This is a genomic window from Undibacterium sp. Ji83W (genome assembly GCF_049340385.1).
GTDB lineage: Bacteria > Pseudomonadota > Gammaproteobacteria > Burkholderiales > Burkholderiaceae_D > Undibacterium.
The window spans coordinates 563,344-583,570 of the sequence record NZ_JBMPOZ010000001.1 but is presented as its reverse complement, the minus strand read 5'-3'; the positions used below and the strand labels follow the sequence as shown (position 1 = coordinate 583,570).

Annotated in this window: 23 protein-coding genes; 10 read left to right on the top strand and 13 right to left on the bottom strand. The window is 50.8% G+C overall.

The window, feature by feature from the left end:
- Positions 1–16: 16 nt before the first annotated feature.
- From ACO0LD_RS02645 to ACO0LD_RS02625, 5 genes are all read left to right on the top strand, one after another.
- Entirely contained in the window at positions 17–1,087 is a 1,071-nt protein-coding gene (locus ACO0LD_RS02645; RefSeq protein ID WP_423003434.1) for a branched-chain amino acid ABC transporter permease, read from the top strand.
- Entirely contained in the window at positions 1,084–1,797 is a 714-nt protein-coding gene (locus ACO0LD_RS02640) for an ABC transporter ATP-binding protein (RefSeq protein WP_423003432.1), read from the top strand. The genes ACO0LD_RS02645 and ACO0LD_RS02640 overlap by 4 nt, the downstream gene beginning before the upstream one ends.
- Positions 1,797–2,501: an ABC transporter ATP-binding protein gene (locus ACO0LD_RS02635; RefSeq protein WP_423004076.1), complete on the top strand. Its 705-nt coding sequence runs from the start codon at positions 1,797–1,799 to the stop codon at positions 2,499–2,501. Before ACO0LD_RS02640 ends, ACO0LD_RS02635 begins: the two co-directional genes overlap by 1 nt.
- 116 nt (positions 2,502–2,617) lie before the next feature.
- Positions 2,618–4,276, top strand: coding sequence for a methyl-accepting chemotaxis protein (locus ACO0LD_RS02630; protein ID WP_423003430.1), 1,659 nt, complete (start codon positions 2,618–2,620; stop codon positions 4,274–4,276).
- A 163-nt stretch (positions 4,277–4,439) separates the two neighbouring features.
- Positions 4,440–5,012, top strand: a complete 573-nt coding sequence (locus ACO0LD_RS02625; protein ID WP_423003428.1) for a winged helix DNA-binding protein — start codon at positions 4,440–4,442, stop codon at positions 5,010–5,012.
- Positions 5,013–5,082: 70 nt separating this feature from the next.
- On the opposite strand, the gene ACO0LD_RS02620 is transcribed toward ACO0LD_RS02625, so the two are convergent.
- Complete coding sequence (locus ACO0LD_RS02620; RefSeq protein ID WP_423003426.1) at positions 5,083–5,358, bottom strand: hypothetical protein; 276 nt, start codon at positions 5,356–5,358, stop codon at positions 5,083–5,085.
- A 251-nt stretch (positions 5,359–5,609) separates the two neighbouring features.
- Between ACO0LD_RS02620 and ACO0LD_RS02615 the strand changes: the two genes are divergently transcribed.
- Entirely contained in the window at positions 5,610–6,467 is an 858-nt protein-coding gene (locus ACO0LD_RS02615; protein ID WP_423003424.1) for an HDOD domain-containing protein, read from the top strand.
- Positions 6,468–6,523: 56 nt separating this feature from the next.
- Here ACO0LD_RS02615 and ACO0LD_RS02610 read toward each other — a convergent pair whose 3' ends face one another.
- From ACO0LD_RS02610 to ACO0LD_RS02570, 9 genes are all read right to left on the bottom strand, one after another.
- The gene (locus ACO0LD_RS02610; RefSeq protein WP_423003422.1) at positions 6,524–7,270 is read right to left on the bottom strand and encodes a LytR/AlgR family response regulator transcription factor; all 747 of its coding nucleotides are present in this window, start codon (positions 7,268–7,270) and stop codon (positions 6,524–6,526) included.
- A 6-nt stretch (positions 7,271–7,276) separates the two neighbouring features.
- Positions 7,277–8,350 carry a sensor histidine kinase gene (locus tag ACO0LD_RS02605; protein ID WP_423003420.1) on the bottom strand — a complete coding sequence of 358 codons (1,074 nt, stop codon included), beginning with the start codon at positions 8,348–8,350 and terminating at the stop codon, positions 7,277–7,279.
- Between the two features lie 26 nt (positions 8,351–8,376).
- Positions 8,377–9,063 (bottom strand): LiaI-LiaF-like domain-containing protein, encoded by a 687-nt coding sequence (locus ACO0LD_RS02600; RefSeq protein WP_423003418.1) that lies wholly within the window; start codon positions 9,061–9,063, stop codon positions 8,377–8,379.
- A gap of 33 nt (positions 9,064–9,096) precedes the next feature.
- Positions 9,097–9,456, bottom strand: coding sequence for a LiaI-LiaF-like domain-containing protein (locus ACO0LD_RS02595; RefSeq protein WP_423003416.1), 360 nt, complete (start codon positions 9,454–9,456; stop codon positions 9,097–9,099).
- Between the two features lie 191 nt (positions 9,457–9,647).
- Positions 9,648–10,019 carry a hypothetical protein gene (locus tag ACO0LD_RS02590; RefSeq protein ID WP_423003414.1) on the bottom strand — a complete coding sequence of 124 codons (372 nt, stop codon included), beginning with the start codon at positions 10,017–10,019 and terminating at the stop codon, positions 9,648–9,650.
- A 126-nt stretch (positions 10,020–10,145) separates the two neighbouring features.
- Positions 10,146–10,592 carry a DUF2214 family protein gene (locus ACO0LD_RS02585; RefSeq protein WP_423003412.1) on the bottom strand — a complete coding sequence of 149 codons (447 nt, stop codon included), beginning with the start codon at positions 10,590–10,592 and terminating at the stop codon, positions 10,146–10,148.
- A 129-nt stretch (positions 10,593–10,721) separates the two neighbouring features.
- Entirely contained in the window at positions 10,722–11,492 is a 771-nt protein-coding gene (locus ACO0LD_RS02580) for a DUF1223 domain-containing protein (protein ID WP_423003410.1), read from the bottom strand.
- 69 nt (positions 11,493–11,561) lie between these two features.
- Positions 11,562–12,494, bottom strand: a complete 933-nt coding sequence (locus tag ACO0LD_RS02575) for a fused MFS/spermidine synthase (protein WP_423003408.1) — start codon at positions 12,492–12,494, stop codon at positions 11,562–11,564.
- A 22-nt stretch (positions 12,495–12,516) separates the two neighbouring features.
- On the bottom strand, positions 12,517–13,353 hold the full coding sequence (locus tag ACO0LD_RS02570; protein WP_423003406.1) for a plasmid replication/partition related protein: 837 nt from the start codon (positions 13,351–13,353) through the stop codon (positions 12,517–12,519).
- Positions 13,354–13,648: 295 nt separating this feature from the next.
- Between ACO0LD_RS02570 and ACO0LD_RS02565 the strand changes: the two genes are divergently transcribed.
- The 3 genes from ACO0LD_RS02565 (at position 13,649) to ACO0LD_RS02555 (ending at position 15,408) form a co-directional block, all read left to right on the top strand.
- A complete protein-coding gene (locus ACO0LD_RS02565; protein WP_422953521.1) occupies positions 13,649–13,906 on the top strand; it encodes a hypothetical protein in 258 nt (85 codons plus the stop codon).
- 13 nt (positions 13,907–13,919) lie between these two features.
- Positions 13,920–14,765, top strand: a complete 846-nt coding sequence (locus ACO0LD_RS02560; RefSeq protein ID WP_423003404.1) for a PA4780 family RIO1-like protein kinase — start codon at positions 13,920–13,922, stop codon at positions 14,763–14,765.
- Positions 14,766–14,877: 112 nt separating this feature from the next.
- A complete protein-coding gene (locus ACO0LD_RS02555; RefSeq protein WP_423003402.1) occupies positions 14,878–15,408 on the top strand; it encodes a GNAT family N-acetyltransferase in 531 nt (176 codons plus the stop codon).
- Between the two features lie 30 nt (positions 15,409–15,438).
- On the opposite strand, the gene ACO0LD_RS02550 is transcribed toward ACO0LD_RS02555, so the two are convergent.
- Positions 15,439–16,203: a hypothetical protein gene (locus ACO0LD_RS02550; protein WP_423003400.1), complete on the bottom strand. Its 765-nt coding sequence runs from the start codon at positions 16,201–16,203 to the stop codon at positions 15,439–15,441.
- A 250-nt stretch (positions 16,204–16,453) separates the two neighbouring features.
- Complete coding sequence (gene fabF / locus ACO0LD_RS02545; RefSeq protein ID WP_423003398.1) at positions 16,454–17,722, bottom strand: beta-ketoacyl-ACP synthase II; 1,269 nt, start codon at positions 17,720–17,722, stop codon at positions 16,454–16,456.
- 179 nt (positions 17,723–17,901) lie between these two features.
- Here fabF and ACO0LD_RS02540 point away from each other — a divergent pair, with 179 nt between their 5' ends.
- Positions 17,902–18,933 (top strand): AraC family transcriptional regulator ligand-binding domain-containing protein, encoded by a 1,032-nt coding sequence (locus ACO0LD_RS02540; RefSeq protein ID WP_423003396.1) that lies wholly within the window; start codon positions 17,902–17,904, stop codon positions 18,931–18,933.
- Between the two features lie 104 nt (positions 18,934–19,037).
- Here ACO0LD_RS02540 and ACO0LD_RS02535 read toward each other — a convergent pair whose 3' ends face one another.
- Positions 19,038–20,090, bottom strand: a complete 1,053-nt coding sequence (locus ACO0LD_RS02535) for a phasin family protein (protein WP_423003394.1) — start codon at positions 20,088–20,090, stop codon at positions 19,038–19,040.
- Between the last annotated feature and the right edge of the window lie 137 nt (positions 20,091–20,227).

Sequence of the window (20,227 nt, the reverse complement as noted above, 5' to 3'; positions counted from 1 at the left end):
AAGATAAGGTGCAAAAATGAACATACAAGACAAAACCGTGATCTCGGCGCATGAGTTGCTGGCGCCAGATTCACATGGCAATTCCTCGGTGAAATACATACTGCTGGCTTTGTGCGTGATTGCAGCATTGCTGGTACCTGTGGTGGTTAAAGACCCGTCGCATCAAAATCTGGCGATATTGATTTTGATGGCAGCGCAACTGGGTGTGGCCTGGAATATCGTCGGCGGTTATGCGGGCCAGGTTTCGCTGGGGCATGTCGCTTTTTACGGGCTGGGTGCTTACACCTCGACACTGTTGTTGACGCAATTTGGCCTGAACGCATGGGTGGCCATGATCTGTGGCGGCATACTGGCCGCAGCAATCAGTCTCATCATAGGCTGGTCATGCTTTCGCCTTAACGGGCATTACTTTGGCATGGCGACCATTGCGGTGGCTGAAATCATCCAGATCATTTTCACGAACTGGGAATACGCCGGTGCCGCCGTTGGCCTGACCATACCCATGGACCAGCAAGGCTGGGGCAGCATGATCTTTACCGACAAGGCACCGTATTACTACATCGCCCTTGGTCTCTTGCTGGTGACGCTGGCGGTAAATTACTGGATAGAACACAGCTACCTCGGTTACTACTTCCGCGCCATCAAGGATGAGCCAGATGCAGCACGCAGCCTGGGTATCAACCTCAGCCGCTACAAACAAATCGCTTTTGCCGTCAGCAGTTTCTTCACGGCGATTGGCGGTAGCCTGTATGCACAGAAGGAATTGTATATAGACCCCGGCTCAGTCCTGCACACAGGCCTGTCGATCAAGATGGCACTTGTGTCTATTCTTGGTGGGGTGGGTACTTTGCTGGGGCCAGTCATAGGCGCAGGTGTCTTGACCTTCATTGAAGAAGGTACCCGTGCCCTGTTTGGTGGCTCTGGTCGAGGTACTGATCTGGTGATCTACGCCGCATTGATCGTGGTAATTGCCGTGTATTACCCGACAGGTGTATTGGGCTGGATCAAGCAATTTTTTGCGCGCAGAAAAGCAGTCAAGGCACAAAAAGTACAAGACGTACAAGAGGCAAAAAGGGAGGCAGCATGAGCTTGTTGCGAGTAGAGAGCGTCAGCAAACGCTTTGGCGGCATCACCGCCAACCAGGACGTCTCATTTGAAGTGGGCGCGGGCAAGATTGTTGGCCTGATAGGTCCGAATGGAGCTGGCAAGACCACCATGTTCAATTGCATCGCCGGTTATGCACCACCAACTACCGGTGAAATCTGGATGAATGACATCAAGGTATCCGGCATGAGCCCTGAGCAATGCGCGCGCGCTGGCATAGGCCGCACCTTTCAGGTGGCACGCACTTTCACCAGCATGACAGCGTTGGAAAACGTCATGGTGGGTGCCTTCCTGATCAACAAGAATGTGGGCGATGCGAGACAGAGTGCTGCGAAATTGCTGAGCTTTGTCAACCTCGGCCAATTCAAGGACAAGCCCGCAGGCAGCATGACCATCAGTGAACAGCGCCGCCTTGCGGTGGCACGCGCACTGGCCGTCAGGCCACGCCTGTTGTTGATGGATGAAGTCATGGCGGGTTTGAATCCGACTGAAGTCAAAGAGACAGTGGACGTGGTCTTGAAAATTCGTGAAGAAGGTATTTCCTGCCTGATCGTTGAACACGTGCTGGAAGGCATCATGCCGATTGCTGATGCCATCGTCGTACTCGACTACGGCAAGAAGATAGCCGAAGGTAGTCCTGAACAAGTATCTAACGATCCCAAAGTGATCGCTGCTTACCTGGGAGATGAATGATGCTGCAAGTAAGAAATCTGAGAGTCAGTTATGACGGCGTGCTGGCCTTGTCCAAAGTCGATATCGATGTAGAGAAGGGCAAGATTGTTGCCCTGGTCGGTGGCAATGGCAATGGCAAGACCACTACTTTGCGGGCAATTGCCGGTTTGAATGCGGCGGATGCTGGCCAGATCGTATTCGATGGCAAACCACTGGAAAAAATCCCGGCCAGCAAACGGGTGGGACTGGGCTTGTCGCTGGTACCTGAAGGGCGGCGCATCTTTGCCCGCCTGACGGTGGAAAGGAATTTGCAACTGGGTGCCTATACCCGCCGCGATGATGACGAAGTGGCTGAGTCGATAGATACCATGTACACCTTGTTCCCCATCCTCAAGGAAAGGCGCTATCAACTGGCCGGCACCATGAGTGGTGGTGAGCAGCAAATGCTGGCGATAGGCCGTGGGCTGATGGCGAAACCAAAATTGCTCTTGCTGGATGAACCATCCTGGGGTATCGCACCCAAGTTCGTCACCAAGGTGCTCGACACCATACAACTGATCAACCAGCAAGGCATGTCAATACTGCTGGTGGAGCAAAACCTGCACAAGGCGCTGGCAATTGCGCATAACGGTTATGTCATACAGACAGGCCGTATCGTCATGCAGGGCACGGGGCAAGAGCTGCTCAACAATGAAGACGTCAAGAAAGCGTATTTAGGCGTCTGATATTGCGTTATTTTCGGGGGAATGGAGCAGGTAAGCAGCAAGTGTTTTCACTTGCTGCTGTCTTGACTTGTCTGCGAATTTAGTAAAGAAATGCGTTTTGACTTTAGGAGCTAGCCATGCTGAACAAGTACATCAGGAACTGGAAGATAGGCCATAAACTGGGCCTGGGCTTTGCGTTTGTTATCTTGCTCATGCTGGCGTTGACGGTCACCGGGTACACGCAACTTGGGCGGGTGAACCAGGGCGTGAACCTGGTCGTCAAGGAAGTTTATCCGAAAACAGCGACAGTCAACCGCATCAAGTCTGACCTTGATCATATCGCCCGCAGCATGCGCAATCTCTTGCTGCTGTCTACACTGGATGAAAGAAAGCTTGAGCAGGCTGCGATAGACAAATCAGGAAAACAGATAGAGCTTGATCTGGCGCAGTTTGGCAAACAGGCCAGCTCAGCAGAAGAGAAAAAACTTTTGCAGGCCGTGCTGGCAGCAAAACAGCGTTACCAGCCTGTACTCGACAAGTTCCTCAAGCTGGTGGTAGACAATGAGGTGGAACAGGCCAAGGACCTGGTCTTGCCGGAGATCGCTCCTTTGCAGGACCAGTATTTTGCTGCACTCGATCAACTGGTGGGATTACAAGCCAGCCAGATGGAGCGCAGCGGTAGCGATGCAGCATCCATCTCTGGTGCGGCACAAGTGCTGATGATTATCTTGCTGGCTTTTGCTGGCGTGGTGGCAATCTTGATTGCCATCCTCACCACCAGGGCAATTACCTCATCATTGAAGGCCGCAATCCTGCTTGCTGAATCAGTTGCCAGCGGTGATTTGCGGGCCGATATTGAAGTCAGGAGCAACGATGAGACAGGTCAATTACTGGCATCGCTGAACCAGATGAGCCAGAGCCTGATCAGCACCGTGGGCCAGGTCAGGCAAAGTTCAGAAAAAATTGGCATCGCCTCGCGCGAAATCGCCAATGGCAATATGGATTTATCTAACCGTACCGAACAGCAGGCATCGGGCCTGGAAGAAACCGCTGCGTCGATGGAGCAACTGACCGCCACGGTAGGCCAAAACGCAGAGAATGCCGCCCAGGCGCATGATTTGGCGGGCAAGGCTTACCAGCATGCAGGCAAGGGTGGCAAGGTGATTGATCAGGTAGAGCTCACCATGGGTGCGATCAAGGCCAGTTCCAACAAGATAGTCGATATTATCGGCGTCATTGACGGCATCGCTTTTCAAACCAATATCCTGGCATTGAATGCTGCGGTAGAAGCTGCGCGCGCCGGTGAAAACGGACGTGGCTTTGCGGTGGTGGCGGCAGAGGTGCGCAACCTGTCGCAAAGATCGGCCAGCGCGGCGAAAGAAATCAAAACCCTGATTGCCGACTCGGTGGGGCAGGTAGATGCCGGTGGCAAACTCGTCAATGAAGCCAGCCTGACCATGCGCGATATTGTCAATTCAGTCCAGCATGTGGCGCAGATCATCAGTGAAATCAGCGCGGCCAGCCGTGAACAAAATACCGGTATAGTTCAAGTCAACCAGGCCATCAGCATGATGGACCAGATGACGCAGCAAAATGCGGCACTGGTGGAGCAGGCGGCTGCGGCGGCCAGGAGCATGCAGGATGAAGCAGAATTACTGGTGGGTACGGTAGCGGTCTTCAAGCTGGAAAAAAACTCGCAAGCTGAGCCAGTGCAGGCACAGACGCAGTTACAGGGCCGGGTCCAGGCAAGGCCAGCATTGAGCATTTCCAGCAATAAAAAAGTAGTGCGTGGCTAAGGTGAGCATGGCTGGCGAAACATTAAGGCTGTGGATAAAAACATAAAATATCGATTTTTTATTGATAAATCAATGCGAAAAGACTGACTTTTTGCTCAAAGAAGATAAAATCAGGCTACGGATTACGCCAGTTTTTTATTCAATTTATCTTTAAAGAGTCATTATGTCCACGACCAAACCTGTCAAGACTGTCACGAAAACCGGTCTTAGCCCAGCCGCTTCCAGCGCCACACCCAGAGTACCTATCGTCTCCTCTTCCCATCTGGCTGAGGGCAGGAGTGCAGAATTGAGTGAGTTTGAGTTTGGAATGATTATTGCCAGCAATGCCTTTAACCGCTGGGCGGTCAGGTGCATGGCTGCGGTGGGCATGAAAGACATGACTATTACCGACGTACTGGTACTGCATCATATCAACCACCGGGCGCGTGAGAAAAAGCTGGCCGATATCGCCTTCATTCTGAATATTGAAGACACCCATATCGTCAATTATTCTCTCAAGAAACTGCAGGCCCTGAAGCTGGTGCAGACAGAAAAGCGTGGCAAGGAAATCCTGTATTCGACTAATGAAGCGGGCCGTGATATCTGTCGCCGTTATTCTGAAGTGCGTGAGCAGGTACTGGTATCTGCCCTGACTGGCGACGGCACCGAGAGTTTTGAACTAAGTGAGCTAGCCCGCTTCCTGCGGGTATTGTCTGGCTTGTATGAGCAGGCGGCCAGGGCGGCTACATCCTTGTAAGCCTGGCGCTGCATTTGTCTGGCCAGCTCCTCCTGGAGGAAAACTGGCCAGCCTGCTTTATTGTTCCTGCTCATTGCTCCTGATTTAATTGCCTGGCCTGCTTCTGGTTTTTGTTGATGTTAATCGCCAGCAAGATGACGATGAGCTTGAATATCATGAAGGCGATGAAGATACTCAAAGCCAGCGGCAATATCATCAGGGCAACAGCGATCACCAGGCAGATTACCAGCAAATGTGGCAGCGGCAGGGCCATCATGGCCAGAAAGGCTTTGCGGCACAGATAATAAAATTCATGAGCGGCCTGACGCATCAGTGTGAATAATTGTTCGGTTTGAGCAGATTTCATGGTGATTTCCCTTTGTTTTCTGATTTTTCAATATCTTGCTGCGATGAATGCAGATTACGCCTTCACCATCTGCGATGCACCGGCTTTGCGACGAAATGCGTGAATACGGGATTAAAAGGTGGCTAAAGCCTGTGAAATGGATAGAGGTCAGTAAGTACAATTGATAATTCATGTAAGCAGTCTTTTCCAAGCCTGCATAAACAGGTTTCCCAAGGTACAATAAAAAATCGTCAGCATTCCTTATTGCTATCATGACAGACCAAAAAAATACCGAATTCGCTTTCCTTGAAGCTTTCACTGCGGAATTGTCTGCCAAAAAGCTGGTATTCCCCACTTCTTTGGGGGCGACCATGAAAATCAGGAAGGCCCTGAGCCAGGCTGACATTTCGACCGACATGGTGACGCGCATCATAGGTACTGAGCCGGTTTTATCCGCCAAAGTGCTGCATCTGAGTAATTCAGCCAGCTTTAATGTCCAGGGGCGAAAAATAGGCGATTTGCGGGCGGCCACTAATCTGCTGGGTTTCTCTGCAGTACGCAATCTCGCCATTTCCATAGGTATGAAGCAACTGGCGGAGAATAAATACAATGGCAGCCTGTCAGCCCAGATGGATGGCCTGTGGCGGCGCAGTCTTCGCGTAGCAGCCCTGGCCATGGTGATTGCCAGGACCTATACCCGGCTGAGTGCCGACAAGGCCATGCTGGCCGGTTTGTTGCACGATATAGGCAAATTCTATATTTTGAACCGGGCCAATCATTATCAAGAGTTGTTCAGTTCCGAACAGGTGCTATGGGATTTGATCGATCACTGGCATGCCAGCATAGGCAGCGCGATACTGGAAGATTGGGAAATTTCTGAAGATATCCGTGTCGCCGTGCTTGACCACCGTGATCATCAGCCAGGCCCTACTCATAAAGTTGGCCTCATTGACGTGGTGACAGTGGCAGATTTTCTGGATGCGCATTTCGTCAATGAAAGCATCGCCGAACTGGACTGGAATACCGTACCAGCCAGTTTCAAAATACTGAATATCGATAAAGATAATATTGATGCCCTGATGCAGGAAACCAGGACTGAGCTGGCTTTGGTTTTGAAGGCGATTAACTAGAGCTTCAGTACTAGAGTTTCAATACTATAGTTTCAATTCCGGTTTCAATTCCGGTTTCAATTCAACAATGCTCGTATACGTTCGTTGCCAGCACGACTAACCGGCACTTGCGCACCACTCTTCAGGACAGCAACCTGGCTGTCCTTGCTGGTCTTCTCCATCGCTTGCAATGCACTGATCTGTAGCAGGAAAGAGCGGTGCACGCGCACGAACTTGCTAGCGTCGAGCTGCGCTTCCAGGTCAGACAGGCTCTGGGTTTTCATGTATGACTTACCTGCTGCGTGGATGAGGATGTAGTCATCCTGCGCTTCAACATAATCTATGCTTTCCAGCGGCACCACATGCACCTGGCCACGGTCACGTATCAGCAGGCGTTGCAGTTTTTCGCTTTGCTGCGTCACCAGCGTTTGTATGGCTTGTGTTGATGACGGGGTTTGCTCTGCGAGCAGTTTGCGTGCCTTGCTCAGTGCTTCATCAAAGCGTTGTTGTGAAAAAGGTTTCAATAAATAATCGACAGCATGCAGATCAAAAGCTTTCAATGCGTATTGATCATAGGCGGTAGTGAAGATCACGCCGCTGCGCCTGCCAGTCACTTCCAGCACTTCCAGCCCTGACAGTTGTGGCATCTGTATATCCAGCAAGACCAGGTCAGGATTGAGTTTGCTGATGGCATCCACAGCTTCCAGTCCGGTTTCGCATTCACCTATGACTTCTATGTCGGGATGCGAACGCAAATATTCCAGCGATAATCTGCGTGCCAGTTCTTCGTCATCGACGATCAAGACTTGTAGGCGCTTATTCATACTTGTTTATACTTGCTCATGATTATTCTGCTCAAAAGGCAAAGCCATTTCCAATGTAAATTTTTCGTCTGAGCGCTGCCAACTGACGCGTGCCTGTTCACCATACAAGGCAAAAAAACGCTGGCGCAGATTGCTCAGGCCCAGGCCATTGCCAGTGCTGTTGCCGGGGGCGGTACTGACAGGGTTTTCTACTGCGATATGCAGCCAGCGGTCACGTTGAAATATGGTGACCTTGATGATGCCCCCCTTGGGTAAATTGCGTATGCCATGCTTGATGGCGTTTTCCAGCAAGGGTTGCAATATCATGGGCGGGATCAGTGCGGTTTCTGCTTCTGTAGCAACTTCAAATTCCATGCCCAGTTTTTTGCCAAAGCGGATTTTTTCCACTGCCAAAAAATTTTCACATAACAGTAACTCTTCCTTCAGGCTGATTTTTTCTTTCTCGGCTATCGCCAGGGTTTGCCGGAAGAAATCCGCAAGCGCTATCGTCATGGTGCGTGCGGCAACTGCATCAATGGCAGTCAGGGCACTGATGGAATTGAGGCTGTTGAATAAAAAGTGCGGGTCAATTTGCGAACGCAAGACTTGTAGTTCAGCATCCCTGGCCAGCAGGCGTGACGCTGCTTCGCGTCTGTCAGCTTCACGTATATTATCGAAGGCGATATACACATCAAAAGCCAGCAATGCCAGCAGGTAAACAGCAAAACCGGTGATGAAGAACAGCACCGATAAATGGCTGGTCAGATGTAGTACTTCCACTTCATCAGATGCCAGTACCAATACCTTGTTCCAGCCATAGCAAAGTCCCAGCCAGCTTATGCCGGAAATCATGGATGCACTGGCAAAGACCAGGGCGGCTATGCTGAAGCTGCGGCGATTGAAGGGCAGTGAGCGACAAACAAAATAGGCCGAAGAAGTCAGGAAACTACCAAACAGGGCCAGCGGCAGCGAGAAGACCAAGGCAAACGACCAGTTTACCAGATCAGCCGCCACCAGCAATCTGGCGATCAGCACGCCTGTCATCATCCAGGCAGTGAGATAAACCAGAAAGCGGCGACGGTCTGACAAAATAGGGTGCATGCAGTGACTTCTTGGTTAGTGATTTCTTAGTTAATAATTTCGACGCCACCCATGACGGCATAACCCTTGATATAAAGCTTCTTCGCATTCAACATGGGGGGCACCGTTTTATCATCAAAGCCACCGAGTATGGGCGAGCCATGGGAAACCACAGTCCAGTCATTTGGTACTTTCAGGACGATGCCACCCCACATGGCAAATACATTCAGGGTTGCTTCAGATTGCATGGATGCAGTGCGTAAATCCAGTTCCACACCACCCATGATGCAATTGATTTCACCACCACGAAATTCCTGCGAACTGTTTTGCAGCTTGTTGCCGCTCATGACGGCAACAATATTGCAGACAGCATCCTGATTCGTGCCATTGTTGATCATTTTTTCATGGTCACCGATCTTGCCCTTGAATATCACCATCAGACCAGCAAAGATCAGGAAAACCGGCCACCAGTCACGCATGCGGAAATAAATGATGCCCATATGATGCAGTATCAGCAAAGCACCCAGGCCAACAAAGCCGCAACCTATGATATAGCCAGCAGTAGTATCGCTTTTTGATATCTTCAATGCGCCGACGAAGATGAAGACCATGGGCCAGAAGTGAAAGATTTCACGGGCATTAAACAGATTCAAGTTGTCTAACAGTGCCAGTGCACCAAAAATCAGGAGCATGGCCCCGATCAGGATACGGCCCTGAGGATTATCGTTTTTCATGATAGTGATCCAAAAATTGTAAGCGTTAATTTTTTATTTCTGTACTTCTCTGGCTGCCAGCAATCCACCCACCAGGTGCTGGATGCCAAAAGCAATCAACAGCAAAGGCCAACTGGTGCGGAAGTTCCAGCCCCACAGCTGTTCTATGGATATATACAGCCATAGTGCAAATACCAGGCTGAAGCAGCCTTTGGCAATATGCTCAGGCTTGCCGGGGCTGACAATATCAACCACGCCGCCGATGGCGATCATGGCTGGCAGTAAAAACCAATAGTCAAGCGCATGAATCATGTCCATGCGATCCATCAAAAAGACGCTACCCGCGACGATCAGGGTCAGGCCAAAAAACAAATTACCCTTGCTGTGCCGCTGAGCTTCAGAATTGCCAGACATATCTTATCCTTTCATTCGCCAAAAACTTCTGTGTTTTTGTTCCGTGATTAAAGATACTGAAAGCGCAGGCGCTTGTCGCTTCAATTTCGGCGAATGGCGGATGTTCGTCGGTGATTGACGAAAAGCTGGTGAGGGCAGGGCAAAAACAGGTGGAATGGCAGCTCTGCATAAAGAGCAGCGCCAATATGATTTTAGCTCAGCAACTGTATGAAATGTTCTGCAGTACGTACGATGCGCTTGGATTCCGTCCCAAAGAGATCGTGCGTTTCCTGCACAATATACTCATTGGAACCCTTGGTGCAATACAGCAAACCACGGAAATTCGTACCCAGATAGACAAACGGTGCCACCTTGGTCTTGACTGGCACGTCACTGCCGATCAAGGTGCGCAGTTTGCGTTCTACATCATAGAGGCTTTTTTCATTCAGGGTGACTGTTGTTCCTTTAGGCGTTGGGAAGGTCGATTGAAACGTCGGGTTTTGCCCCATGGGGTTCCTGAAAATGATTTTAATGCCCAGTTTCAGGAACTTGGATACTGCAGTGAAGTCGTTTTCATCGTACATGGCAATGTCCTGAATAACCGTGCTGTCAAGTATGTTGGCAGCACTATATGATATGGAAAGATTGCCAGAAATCAGTCATTTATACAACTTTTCTTATTTGAAGCGGCAGTTAAAACAACTCCTGCCTTATATCCCGTGCCCCTTGGCCATCAGTACTGCACCTGCCAGAATGAAAAGTATGCCTGCCAATTCCAGTTTTAAAATCGTTTGTATGGTCTTGGCCTGCCCTGCGAGAAGTTCTGGTAACTGGTTTTGTTTGACAGCCTTGCCCCAGCGCAGGAATACCACTGTAGGGTAGGCTGACAGCAAGCCGACCAGGATGAAGGCTGTCATCTTGAGCATGAAGGCATGATTATGCAGATAGTAATCCTGGCCTTTTTCAAAGTACATGACGCGCAAAACACCCAGCACGATGATGAGCATGGCGCTCACGCCATAGATGCTGTCGATGAAGCGCAGGCTCTTTGCCGATGACAGAGTAAGGGGCTGACGTATCAAGACGAGTTCTGCCAGCAAAGTGCCAACCAGGGTAAAGGCAGCGATGTGGTGCAGCAAGGCGACGAGTACATTCACGGTATTGACTCCTGTAGGGTATGCAAGGAAGTACAGAAAGTCTAAGTCATTTGTGCCTGGCTTGCTTTAAAAATAAGATCAAGGCCGTGAATTTTGTCGCCAGCCAGACAAAATCCGGCGCGAACAGTGTTATTGCTGCAGTGTTTCACATAAGGGCAGGCTAAGCGCTTGCAGGATATTGCCTTGCTTATCCTGGGCAAACGCCAGCACCGACAGGTTCTTGCGTTTGGCATTGGCTGGTAAATTCAGTTGTGTGGCAAAGTTGGCTACCTTGCCAGCAGTGAGTTGGTAAGCCTCGCCCCATTCCCTGGCGACAAAATCATGCTGCAAGGTGGCTCCGCGGTTTTCACCTGCCTGCACTTTGCTGACCAGGCCTTGCTCGACCAGGGCAAAATGCAGTTTCGCGTCTTGCATGCTATTGCCTTGCAGATTGAAATACAGTTTGTTGTCCGCCAGTTTTTCTACACCCATACGCAATGAGGCCGTGGCAGGTTTTTGATTGATGCGGCGGATGTCATCTGCCATGCCGTTGCGCCAGCTACGCAATTCTTTTCCGCCTATAAAAATTTCTGGTGTATAGACCGAGCGGGTATTGGCCAGTTCGGCCAGATTCCTTTGTCTGTCGGTGAATGTTTTTTTGGCGAAAACATCTTTCCAGCCCAGGTAATCCCAGTAATCGACATGCAGGGAAACGGGAATGACTTGCTCACTGTTCAGGCCAGTACTTTGATACAGGCGGCTGATGGTTTTATCAGCAGGCGGGCAACTATCGCAACCCTCAGAGGTGTACAGTTCCAGCAGGGCGACGGTATGTACGGGGCTGGATTTGTTGCAGATTTCGGCGGCTTGCGCACTACTGGCTAGGCAGGCAAAAATGCCAGGCAAGATAAGGGCTTTCATGGACTATCCTCATAGTATGGATTTCTATTAGTCGCACTTAAGCTGTTTTGCTTACATCTTGATGCTTGCTTATTCGCCTATCTGCTTTTTCCAGTCTGCATAGTTTTGCGGGACATTGACATCAGGCACCATGATAGTCGCCAGGCTTAGTTTGAGTGCAGCCAGTTCTTCCTCTGCATCAGTGTATTCGACAGACAAAGGCAGGCTCAACAGTCGGTTTTGTAACTCAGTGAATTGCAAGTCTGGATGCTGGTCTGACAAAGTCTTTATTGTATGCTCATCGGCCTGATTCAATGCGCCCTTGATGGCATACACAATGAGGTTATAGCTGTCAGGTGAGCGCGTCCAACTGACCTGGCGCGCAAACTGCTGGCGCAAGCGACTCAACATGCCAGCCAGGGCACTGGGCTTGCCCCAGACATTGGCAACCATGATACCATTTTCCACCAGATTGGCATGGCAGATCGCATAAAACTCTGCCGTATTCAAGTCTGCTACCAGGCCATTTTCATCATAGGCATCCAGCAGCAGCACGTCGGCATCATAAGTATTGTCCTGCAAGTGGGTCACTGCATCGCAATGGATGACTTGCAGGCGTTCATCATCCGGTGGCAGCATGAACAACTCACGCATGGCGATCACGTCGGCATTGATTTCCAATACTGTGATGCGGCAGCCTGGCAGATGGCGATAGCAGTATTTGACCAGCGAGCCGCCACCCAGGCCTATCAACAAGATGTGGCGTGGCTGTGGTCGGAACATGAGCAAGCCCATGACAGTACGTGAGTAGGCGCATACCAGTTTATCCGGTGCATCCAGCTTCATCGCGCTTTGCATGCACTTGGGGTTCAGGTACATGATGCGCAGATTGCCATCATCGAAGTGAAAAGGGCGGCCTTCATGCGCTTCTTGTATTTCTTCCAGATGGCAGATATGTTCGCGCTCAGCCGCTGGCACCTGCTTCAGAAACAGGCTGGACAGGCTTTGCCGGGGCTTTTTCATATCCGCTACCTTTATTTAGTGTTCAGCCTGCCAGTTGCGCTTTTAGCGCGGCAATCTGGCTTAGCAATTCACTGTTCTCAGTCTGCAGGTGCATGACTTGCTGGCGCAGGCTGCTGAGTTCGTCCGAATTACCGACATTGCTGCTGGCGCTGTCATGCCTGCCTTCGATGGCTGCGGGCGCGCTGGCTTCGGTGGCAACTGCCTTGGCCGGGGCTTTTTGTTCACGTACTTTTTCCCTGACCTGGCGGGCGGCTTGTTGCAATTCCTTGCGGCCACCGGCTACAGCGGCGACTTGATCTTCATTAGGCAAGGAGGCAATTGCTGCTGCTGCACTGATGGAGATGGTGCCATCGCGCACGGCTTGCACCAGTTCAGGTGCTGCAGCTTTCTGGATTTTTTCTATCTGTACCACGGCATTGCTGCTGATGCCTGCCAGACGGGCGATTTCCTGGCGACTCTGCGTGGGTTTGACAACCGGGACGGCAACATCGCTTTCCGCATTGTCTGAAGGCGACTGTTCCTCCTGCGCCTTCATGCGGGCCAAAACGATTTCTTTTTTGCGCAAGGCCAGCATGCCGCGCTGGAAGTCAGTCACACTACGGCGACCCAGATGGTTGTCTATCATCCACAATTGCACGTCTTCGATATTGCTGAAGTTGTCGTTTTGAACAATATTGTAGGGCAAGTTATGGCGCTGGCAAATCGCGTAGCGGTTATGTCCATCGATCAGGATCTCACCCCAGCATACCAGGGCATCACGGCAGCCTTCAGTCAGGATACTGCGTTCCAGAGCAGTAAATTCATGCTCGGTCAGGGGGTCTATATAGGCGCGCAAGGCCTCATGGATGATGATACTCATACAATTATATCCAGGCTGGAATTTTTCGGGGAAGGCGGCATTGTAGCCGAGAACCAGCGCAACACCGTTGTCAGCGGGTAGCACGTGTACAATACTGGTCTTTCGGCGTAATCTTTCAGGCGTAATGTGCAGAATGAGCTCTATAGCGTACGCCCATTGAGTACGGCCACTAAGTACGCCCACTAAGTACGCTAATTTTATTGACCATATTCGTTACAAAGATTGCCATGGATGCAATGCGTCCACAGTCGCAATTTCCAAACGCACTTCATGACAGACAGGAAAAACCAGCATGATGACCTATGAAGAATATCTGGATGAAGTCACCACATTGATGACAGAAAGATTTGACCTCAGCGATGATGAAGCCATCAAGCATGTGATGCGCGCCCAGGCCGCTGAATTTTTTAGCAAGCATGACGATGTTCCTGAAATGCGCACGCAAGAGCGGGCAGAGCAGGATGCCAAGACGATTTACGACATGCGCAACAAGTCACGCGGGCATGCACCAGTCAAGCTTGTAAAAACTGGCGGCAAGCCACGCAAAGCCTGAGCCGTCGCCATCAATGAAAACACCAAAACGACTGCAACCCCTGCAGGAAGAAGGTTTGATCGACGAAGTCATGCGCCAGCTCATGAGCGGCAAGGAAGCCACCGTATATGTCGTGCGCTGTGGCGAAGAAATTCGTTGTGCCAAGGTCTATAAAGAAGCCAGTCAGCGCAGCTTTAAAAATGCTGCTTCTTACCAGGAAGGCCGCAAGGTCAAGAACAGCCGTCAGGCACGTGCCATGGAAAAAGGCACACGCTATGGCCGCAAGATGCAGGAAGAAGTCTGGCAAAATGCTGAGGTCGATGCCTTGTATCGCCTGGCTGCGGCTGGTGTCAAAGTTCCCAGGCCGTATATCTGTTTTGAAGGCGTATTGCTGATGGATCTTGTAACAGATGCCGATGGTAATGCTGCACCCCGCCTCAACGACGTGGAATTGACGCCGGAGCTGGCGCGTCTGTACCATGCCCAGTTATTGCATCAGGTAGTCCTGATGTTATGCGCCGGTGTCATTCATGGTGATTTGTCTGAATTCAATATCCTCGTTGACGAAGAAGGACCAGTGATCATCGATTTGCCGCAAGCGATTGATGCTGCCAGCAATACCGAGGCGGGTGTCTTGCTGGAACGAGACGTGAACAATCTGGCGACGTATTTTGGTCAGTTTGCACCTGAACTGAACGGCAGCAAGTTTGGCAAGGAAATCTGGAAGCTGTTTACCGCAGGTTTGCTGACACCGGAAACCGTATTGACCGGCATCGTTGCACAAGATACCCGCCCGGTTGATCTGGGTGCAGTAATGGAAGAAATAGAATCCGCCATCTTTGAAGAAAAAGAAAGACAAAGGCGCTTGCTGGAAACCTAGATATTTTTCTCGCGATAATTCCCTGCAATCCAGGGAACTCTTGCCTTCAGTCTTTGTCCATCCAGAACACTGGTGAACCCATCACACAATTGTTTAGCACAGGAGATTCTGCATGATCAAAGGAAGTTGCTTTCACCTTCGTCACGTCAAAAAAGAAGATGTCATGACCCTGAGGGACTTGATGAATCACCCTGATGCCAAGGGTGATTTTTTGTCCCAGGAATTGATGTTACCAGGTGTGGCAGAGAAAAAATTCGAAGATGAATCGCGCTCCAAAGAGCAGTTCGAGACTTTTTTGATCATCGATGAAAATGAAAAAATGATAGGGCGTGTTTTTCATTTCAAGACTGTGCCTTATTTCAATTCCCGCGAAATCGGCTACGGCATGTTTGTCAAAAACTTGCATGGCAAAGGCATCATGACTGAAGCCGTGAAATTGCTCAGGGACTACCTGTTCAATACCATGCTCATTAATCGCCTGGAAATTCACATGAACATTGACAACATCGCTTCAGAAAAAGTGGCGATCAATTGCGGTTTCCAGAAAGAAGGCATTGCACGCGGTGCCACATTCTCACGTGGCAAACACCGGGATATCGCCATGTACGCCTTGCTCAGGGATGAGTGGGAAAAGCTGGCCTAGTCAATTGGCATATTAAGCGTTTCTTAAGCGTCATTTCTTTACCGGATAAATCTTGAGCAAAGCCGTATTGATCTTGCGCATTTGCTCGACGCTGACATCCTTGCTGCAAACGATATAACGGTTCAAGCCTGCAGGCATGCCTTGCAAATCCATTTGCGTGGTCTGGCTCAGGCTTTCTTCCTTGTCCTTCAGGTATTCCCAGTCTTCCCTGTCTATCAGCATATAGGATGCGCGGTTGGCGGCAACCATGCGTGCCATGATCATGGGCAGGGTAGTGCTGCGCTCGACCTTGTTCTTGGTGGTAGTGAACATGGTATCGAGTTCGGGGCCATATGAAACTGCGTCGACTACGCCCAGCGTCAGATTGGGATCGGACATCAAGGACTTCAGGGTACGATGTGCGGCAACCTGTTTCGCGGCAGCAGGGCTGACCAATAAGGTATGTGGCGGGTCAGTATGAAAAATCTCGGAAAACTGCACCAGCGCTTCTCTCTCTGCAATCCTGTACCAGCCAAAAGAACAATAATTTTTGGCACCGCCAGAAAAATTACTCCAGATGCGTTTGGCCGGTTCTTCTACAAAGCGGTGAGGGATTTGTGCGGTGCTGAAAACCTGTTTGGCGCGTTCCAGCAATACACCTTTCTCCACGCCATTTTCCAGGTATTGATGAGGTGGCTTGATACGCCAGGCAACTGTGATGGCTTCTTGTGCAAGTGCACTTTGACTCAGCGCACCTTGACTTAATATCAATATGCCCGCCGTGCACACCGTGCCCGCTAACTGGTAAAGATTCATTTTATGATCGTTGAATGTTTAATTCATTCTAAGCGATCAAATGAGACTGCAAGAGAAATTCAGAACTAAAAGACCGGGAATAAGCGTAATTTTTGCTTCAGAGATACATTTTTCATGGCGGGCAGCGATACTTGCAGGCCCCAGTGTCACTCACTGACGTCAGTGAGTGAATGGTCAATGATACTGCGGCCCGTATTTCAGCTCTTCCTACAACTCTTCTTTCTGCTCTTTCTTGAGTTCACAACAAAGATCAAAGTCGACGGAATACAAGGCTGGCGTTGACGCCACCAAAACCGAAACCATTGGAGATGGCATAGTCCGTCGCTATTTTTCGGGCTGATCCTATGACTATGTCTATGCCCTCTGCGGCCGGATCTGGCTGTACCAGGTTCAGCGTAGGAGGAGCCATCTGATCGCGCAGGGCCAGCACGGTGAAGATCGCTTCCACACCGCCAGCCGCCCCGAGCAAATGTCCTGTCGAGGATTTGGTGGCAGATACTGCGGGGCCGCGACCTGTTCCAAATATCGCCTTGATGGCAGCCAGCTCACTGATGTCACCGACTGGCGTGGATGTTGCATGGGCGTTCAAGTGCCCGATCTGTTCGGGCACTAGCCCCGCTTGCCGTATCGCCAGTTCCATGGCGCGCCGCCCGCCATCGCCGTTGGCGGGTGGGGACGTCATGTGATACGCGTCAGCGCTGGTGCCATAACCAAGCAGTTCTGCAATTGGCGTGGCGCCGCGGCGCAATGCATGTTCGAGTTCTTCGATGACCAGCATACCTGCTCCTTCGCCCATGACAAAGCCGTCTCTTTCGATATCAAAGGGGCGGGATGCGTGCGTGGGATGATCATTGAAGCTGGTGGACATGGTTCTTGCGGCAGCGAATGCGCCAAAGCTGACGCGGTCTATACAGGCCTCGGCCCCGCCACACAAGGCAATATCGGCTTCACCGGCACGTATCAGGCGCGCTGCGTCGCCAATCGCCTGCGCGCTGGCGGCGCAGGCGGTGACAGGTGCACCTAGCGGGCCACGAAAGCCATGGCGAATGGAGATGTGTCCTGCTGCCATATTAGCCAGAAAACTGGGGACGGTGAAAGGAGAAAGCCGTTTTGGCCCACGGCCATCGGTGGTTCTTACGGCCTCTACGATAGAACCGAACCCGCCCACGCCTGAGCCGACGATGGTTGCAGTCCTTTCGCGTTCGCTGTCGGTGCCGGGCTGCCAGCGCGCCTGATTCAAGGCCTCCTGCGCTGCGGCCAGGGCAAACAGGCTGAATCTGTCCATTTTCTTATGGTCCTTGGGTTCCACAGCGAGGGCAGGGTCGAATGCCCATGGGCGGTCTGGCGACAAGTCGGGCACGAGGCCAGCGACTTTGGCTGCAATCCCTTCCGTGACTTCTTCAGGCAGTAAAGCCAATCCTGAATGACCATTCAAGAGGCGCTGCCAAACAGCCTCGACCCCACAGCCCAAGGGGGACACTACACCCATGCCTGTCACGACAATTCGTCTTGTGTTCAAATCATGCTCCTCTTTTGATCAATGAAAATGCGCAGATAGCGATAGGCAAAATACGCCACGCAGCGGCTAAGACACACATCAGGTGCCGTAGAAATCAGGAGTTAGTATAGAGTGATGGTAAAGGAAAAATCGGCACATCACGCCAATGAATATGCAAAATACGCCATAATGAGAGAACTATGACGCTATCCTGGCAAAGCACTCTTACTGTTTCGGCCCACTTCCTGCACGGCATGCTGCACTTCGTGCGCACCCATCATGGAGAAAAAGTGGCAGCACAGGTACTCGCGAGTGCCGCTATCCCGCAATCTCTCCTTCATCAGCCGGATGCACGGCTGACGCGTCAACAGTACGTCGCGCTATACAGGACAGTCGCGGCGACACTTGATGACGAGATGCTGGGGCTGTGGTCACGGCCTATCCGCACTGGTACCCTGAAATACCTCATGCTCAGCCTGCTGGACGCGCCGACTGTGCTGGTAGCCTTGAATCGTTTTGTCCGCTTCTGGAATTTGCTGCTGGATGATTACCGCTTGCATATTTCAACCAAAAACAATCTGGTAAGGCTCGCCCTGGTGGAAAGAACATCTGGCACGCAGGTCACGCCACTCGGACATGAGTTGATGATGAAGCTGATACACGGCATCGCATCCTGGTTGCTTGGCAGGGAGATCAACCTGCAGCGGGTCGAGTTCAGTTTCGCCAGACCCAGGCATGTGGAAGACTATGCCTTCCTGTATCCCGGCGAAGTGTGCTTCGATGCTGGCACGACGAGCATTTATTTTTCTTACCAGGATTGTGCAGAGTTGTTCAAACGCGAGAAGCACGAGCTATGGGCATTCTTGAAAGGTGCGCCGGAAGACTGGACCTTCAGCGCATTTCATCGCGCTTCGGTGGCAGCCAAAACGCGCGAGTATCTTGAGCAGCACATCACACAACCAGTGACGATACAAGATCTCGCAAAGGCATTGCACACTTCCGTCCGTACACTCAACCGTCGGTTTGCAGAAGAAGGAACGCATTTCCAGGCAGTGAAAGACGGACTGCGACGGGATATTGCCGTTCACAGGCTGACAAATTCAAATGTCGCAGTGGCAGCACTGGCCTTTGATCTTGGTTTCTTCGACGCCACAGGTTTTTGCCGCGCGTTTAAACATTGGACCGGCAGTAGTCCTTCTGATTATAGAAAGGGCAGCCGTCAGGATGAGTGACGATGACAGAAATCCACTATTCTCAGATATGACAAAGCCGCAGTGCCGATCAAAGCTGATCAGCACTGCGGCTTAAGTTTTATTGCTTACTTTACGTACTTTGATTACTGACGAACTGGCTTCTTGGCACCTGTAGCAGCACTGGATTTGGCCTTGTAGGATGGTTTGCCGTTATTGGCTGGAAACCCAGGACCCTTCTTCAAATTGGCTGTGGCCGGAAATGGGAACTTCACAGCAGATTTTTTCTCTGTACTGGCAGTTGGCTTGCTGTCCGCCGTAATTGCTGCTGCATTGTCTGGAGTATCAGTTTTTGCGGCTGGTTTTTTAGCCGGAGTGGTTTTCTTTTCCAAGGTTTTTTCTATCATGCTAGTCGTTGCTGCTGGTAATGGCGCTGCTGGTGTAATCACTGGCACAGGTGCGGCTGGTGCAGCAGATGCAACATCAGCTGTCGTTGTACTGGTTTTCAAAGGTTTTTTTGTGGCTTCAGTTTTGGCAGGTTTGCTTGATTTTGCTGCTACTGGTTTGATCGTTTCCGGCTTGGCTTCAACTGCTTTCACTTCAGCTTTTGCTGCAACTGCCTTGGTTGCAGGCTTGGCCGCGACTTTGCTCACTGGCTTTTCCGCAACTTTAGCAACAGCCTTGGGTTTTGCTGGTGTTTTTGTCGGTTTGACTTCTGGCTCGGCCAGCAAGGTCAATTGTTTAGTTGCCGCTATCGGTTTGGCAGCGAGCTTCTTGACAGCTGGTTTTGCCACAGGAGCAGGGATAGCTTTAGGGGTTGGGGCTGGTGTTGCAGCAGCAGTTGTAGCCACTGTTACTATTGTCCCGGCAACGCCTTGCTTGCTGACGATTTGCCATAATTCTGCCCTGGTGTCGCTACTGATACTGGCAAGTTCGCGGCCATAGGAAAGGATTTTTTCCAGCTGTGGCTGGCCATGGGCACGGCTCAAGTCCAGCAATTCTTGCGCCTGTTTGACGGCAAACAATTCATGAGCGACATTATTCGCATTTTCCAGTGATTGTTTGGCGGTATTGAAATTCAGGGCGATCAGTTTTTCCAGTCCACCAAAAGCCAGTTGTGACCATGCTTGAAAGACGGAAATTTGTTTCGCCAATTGATTCTGGGCAGCAGATGATAATTGTTCAGTAAGCAAAGACATGAAACTCTCCAGAGTAGGGAATTGAAGCATCAAGAAGATAGACGTCAATTAAAACAGCATATTGCTTTAAAAAATGGCGCAATGCAGCATTATTTGTTAATAACGCATTCTATCGCTAGCCTGCTTAATTTGTAAGC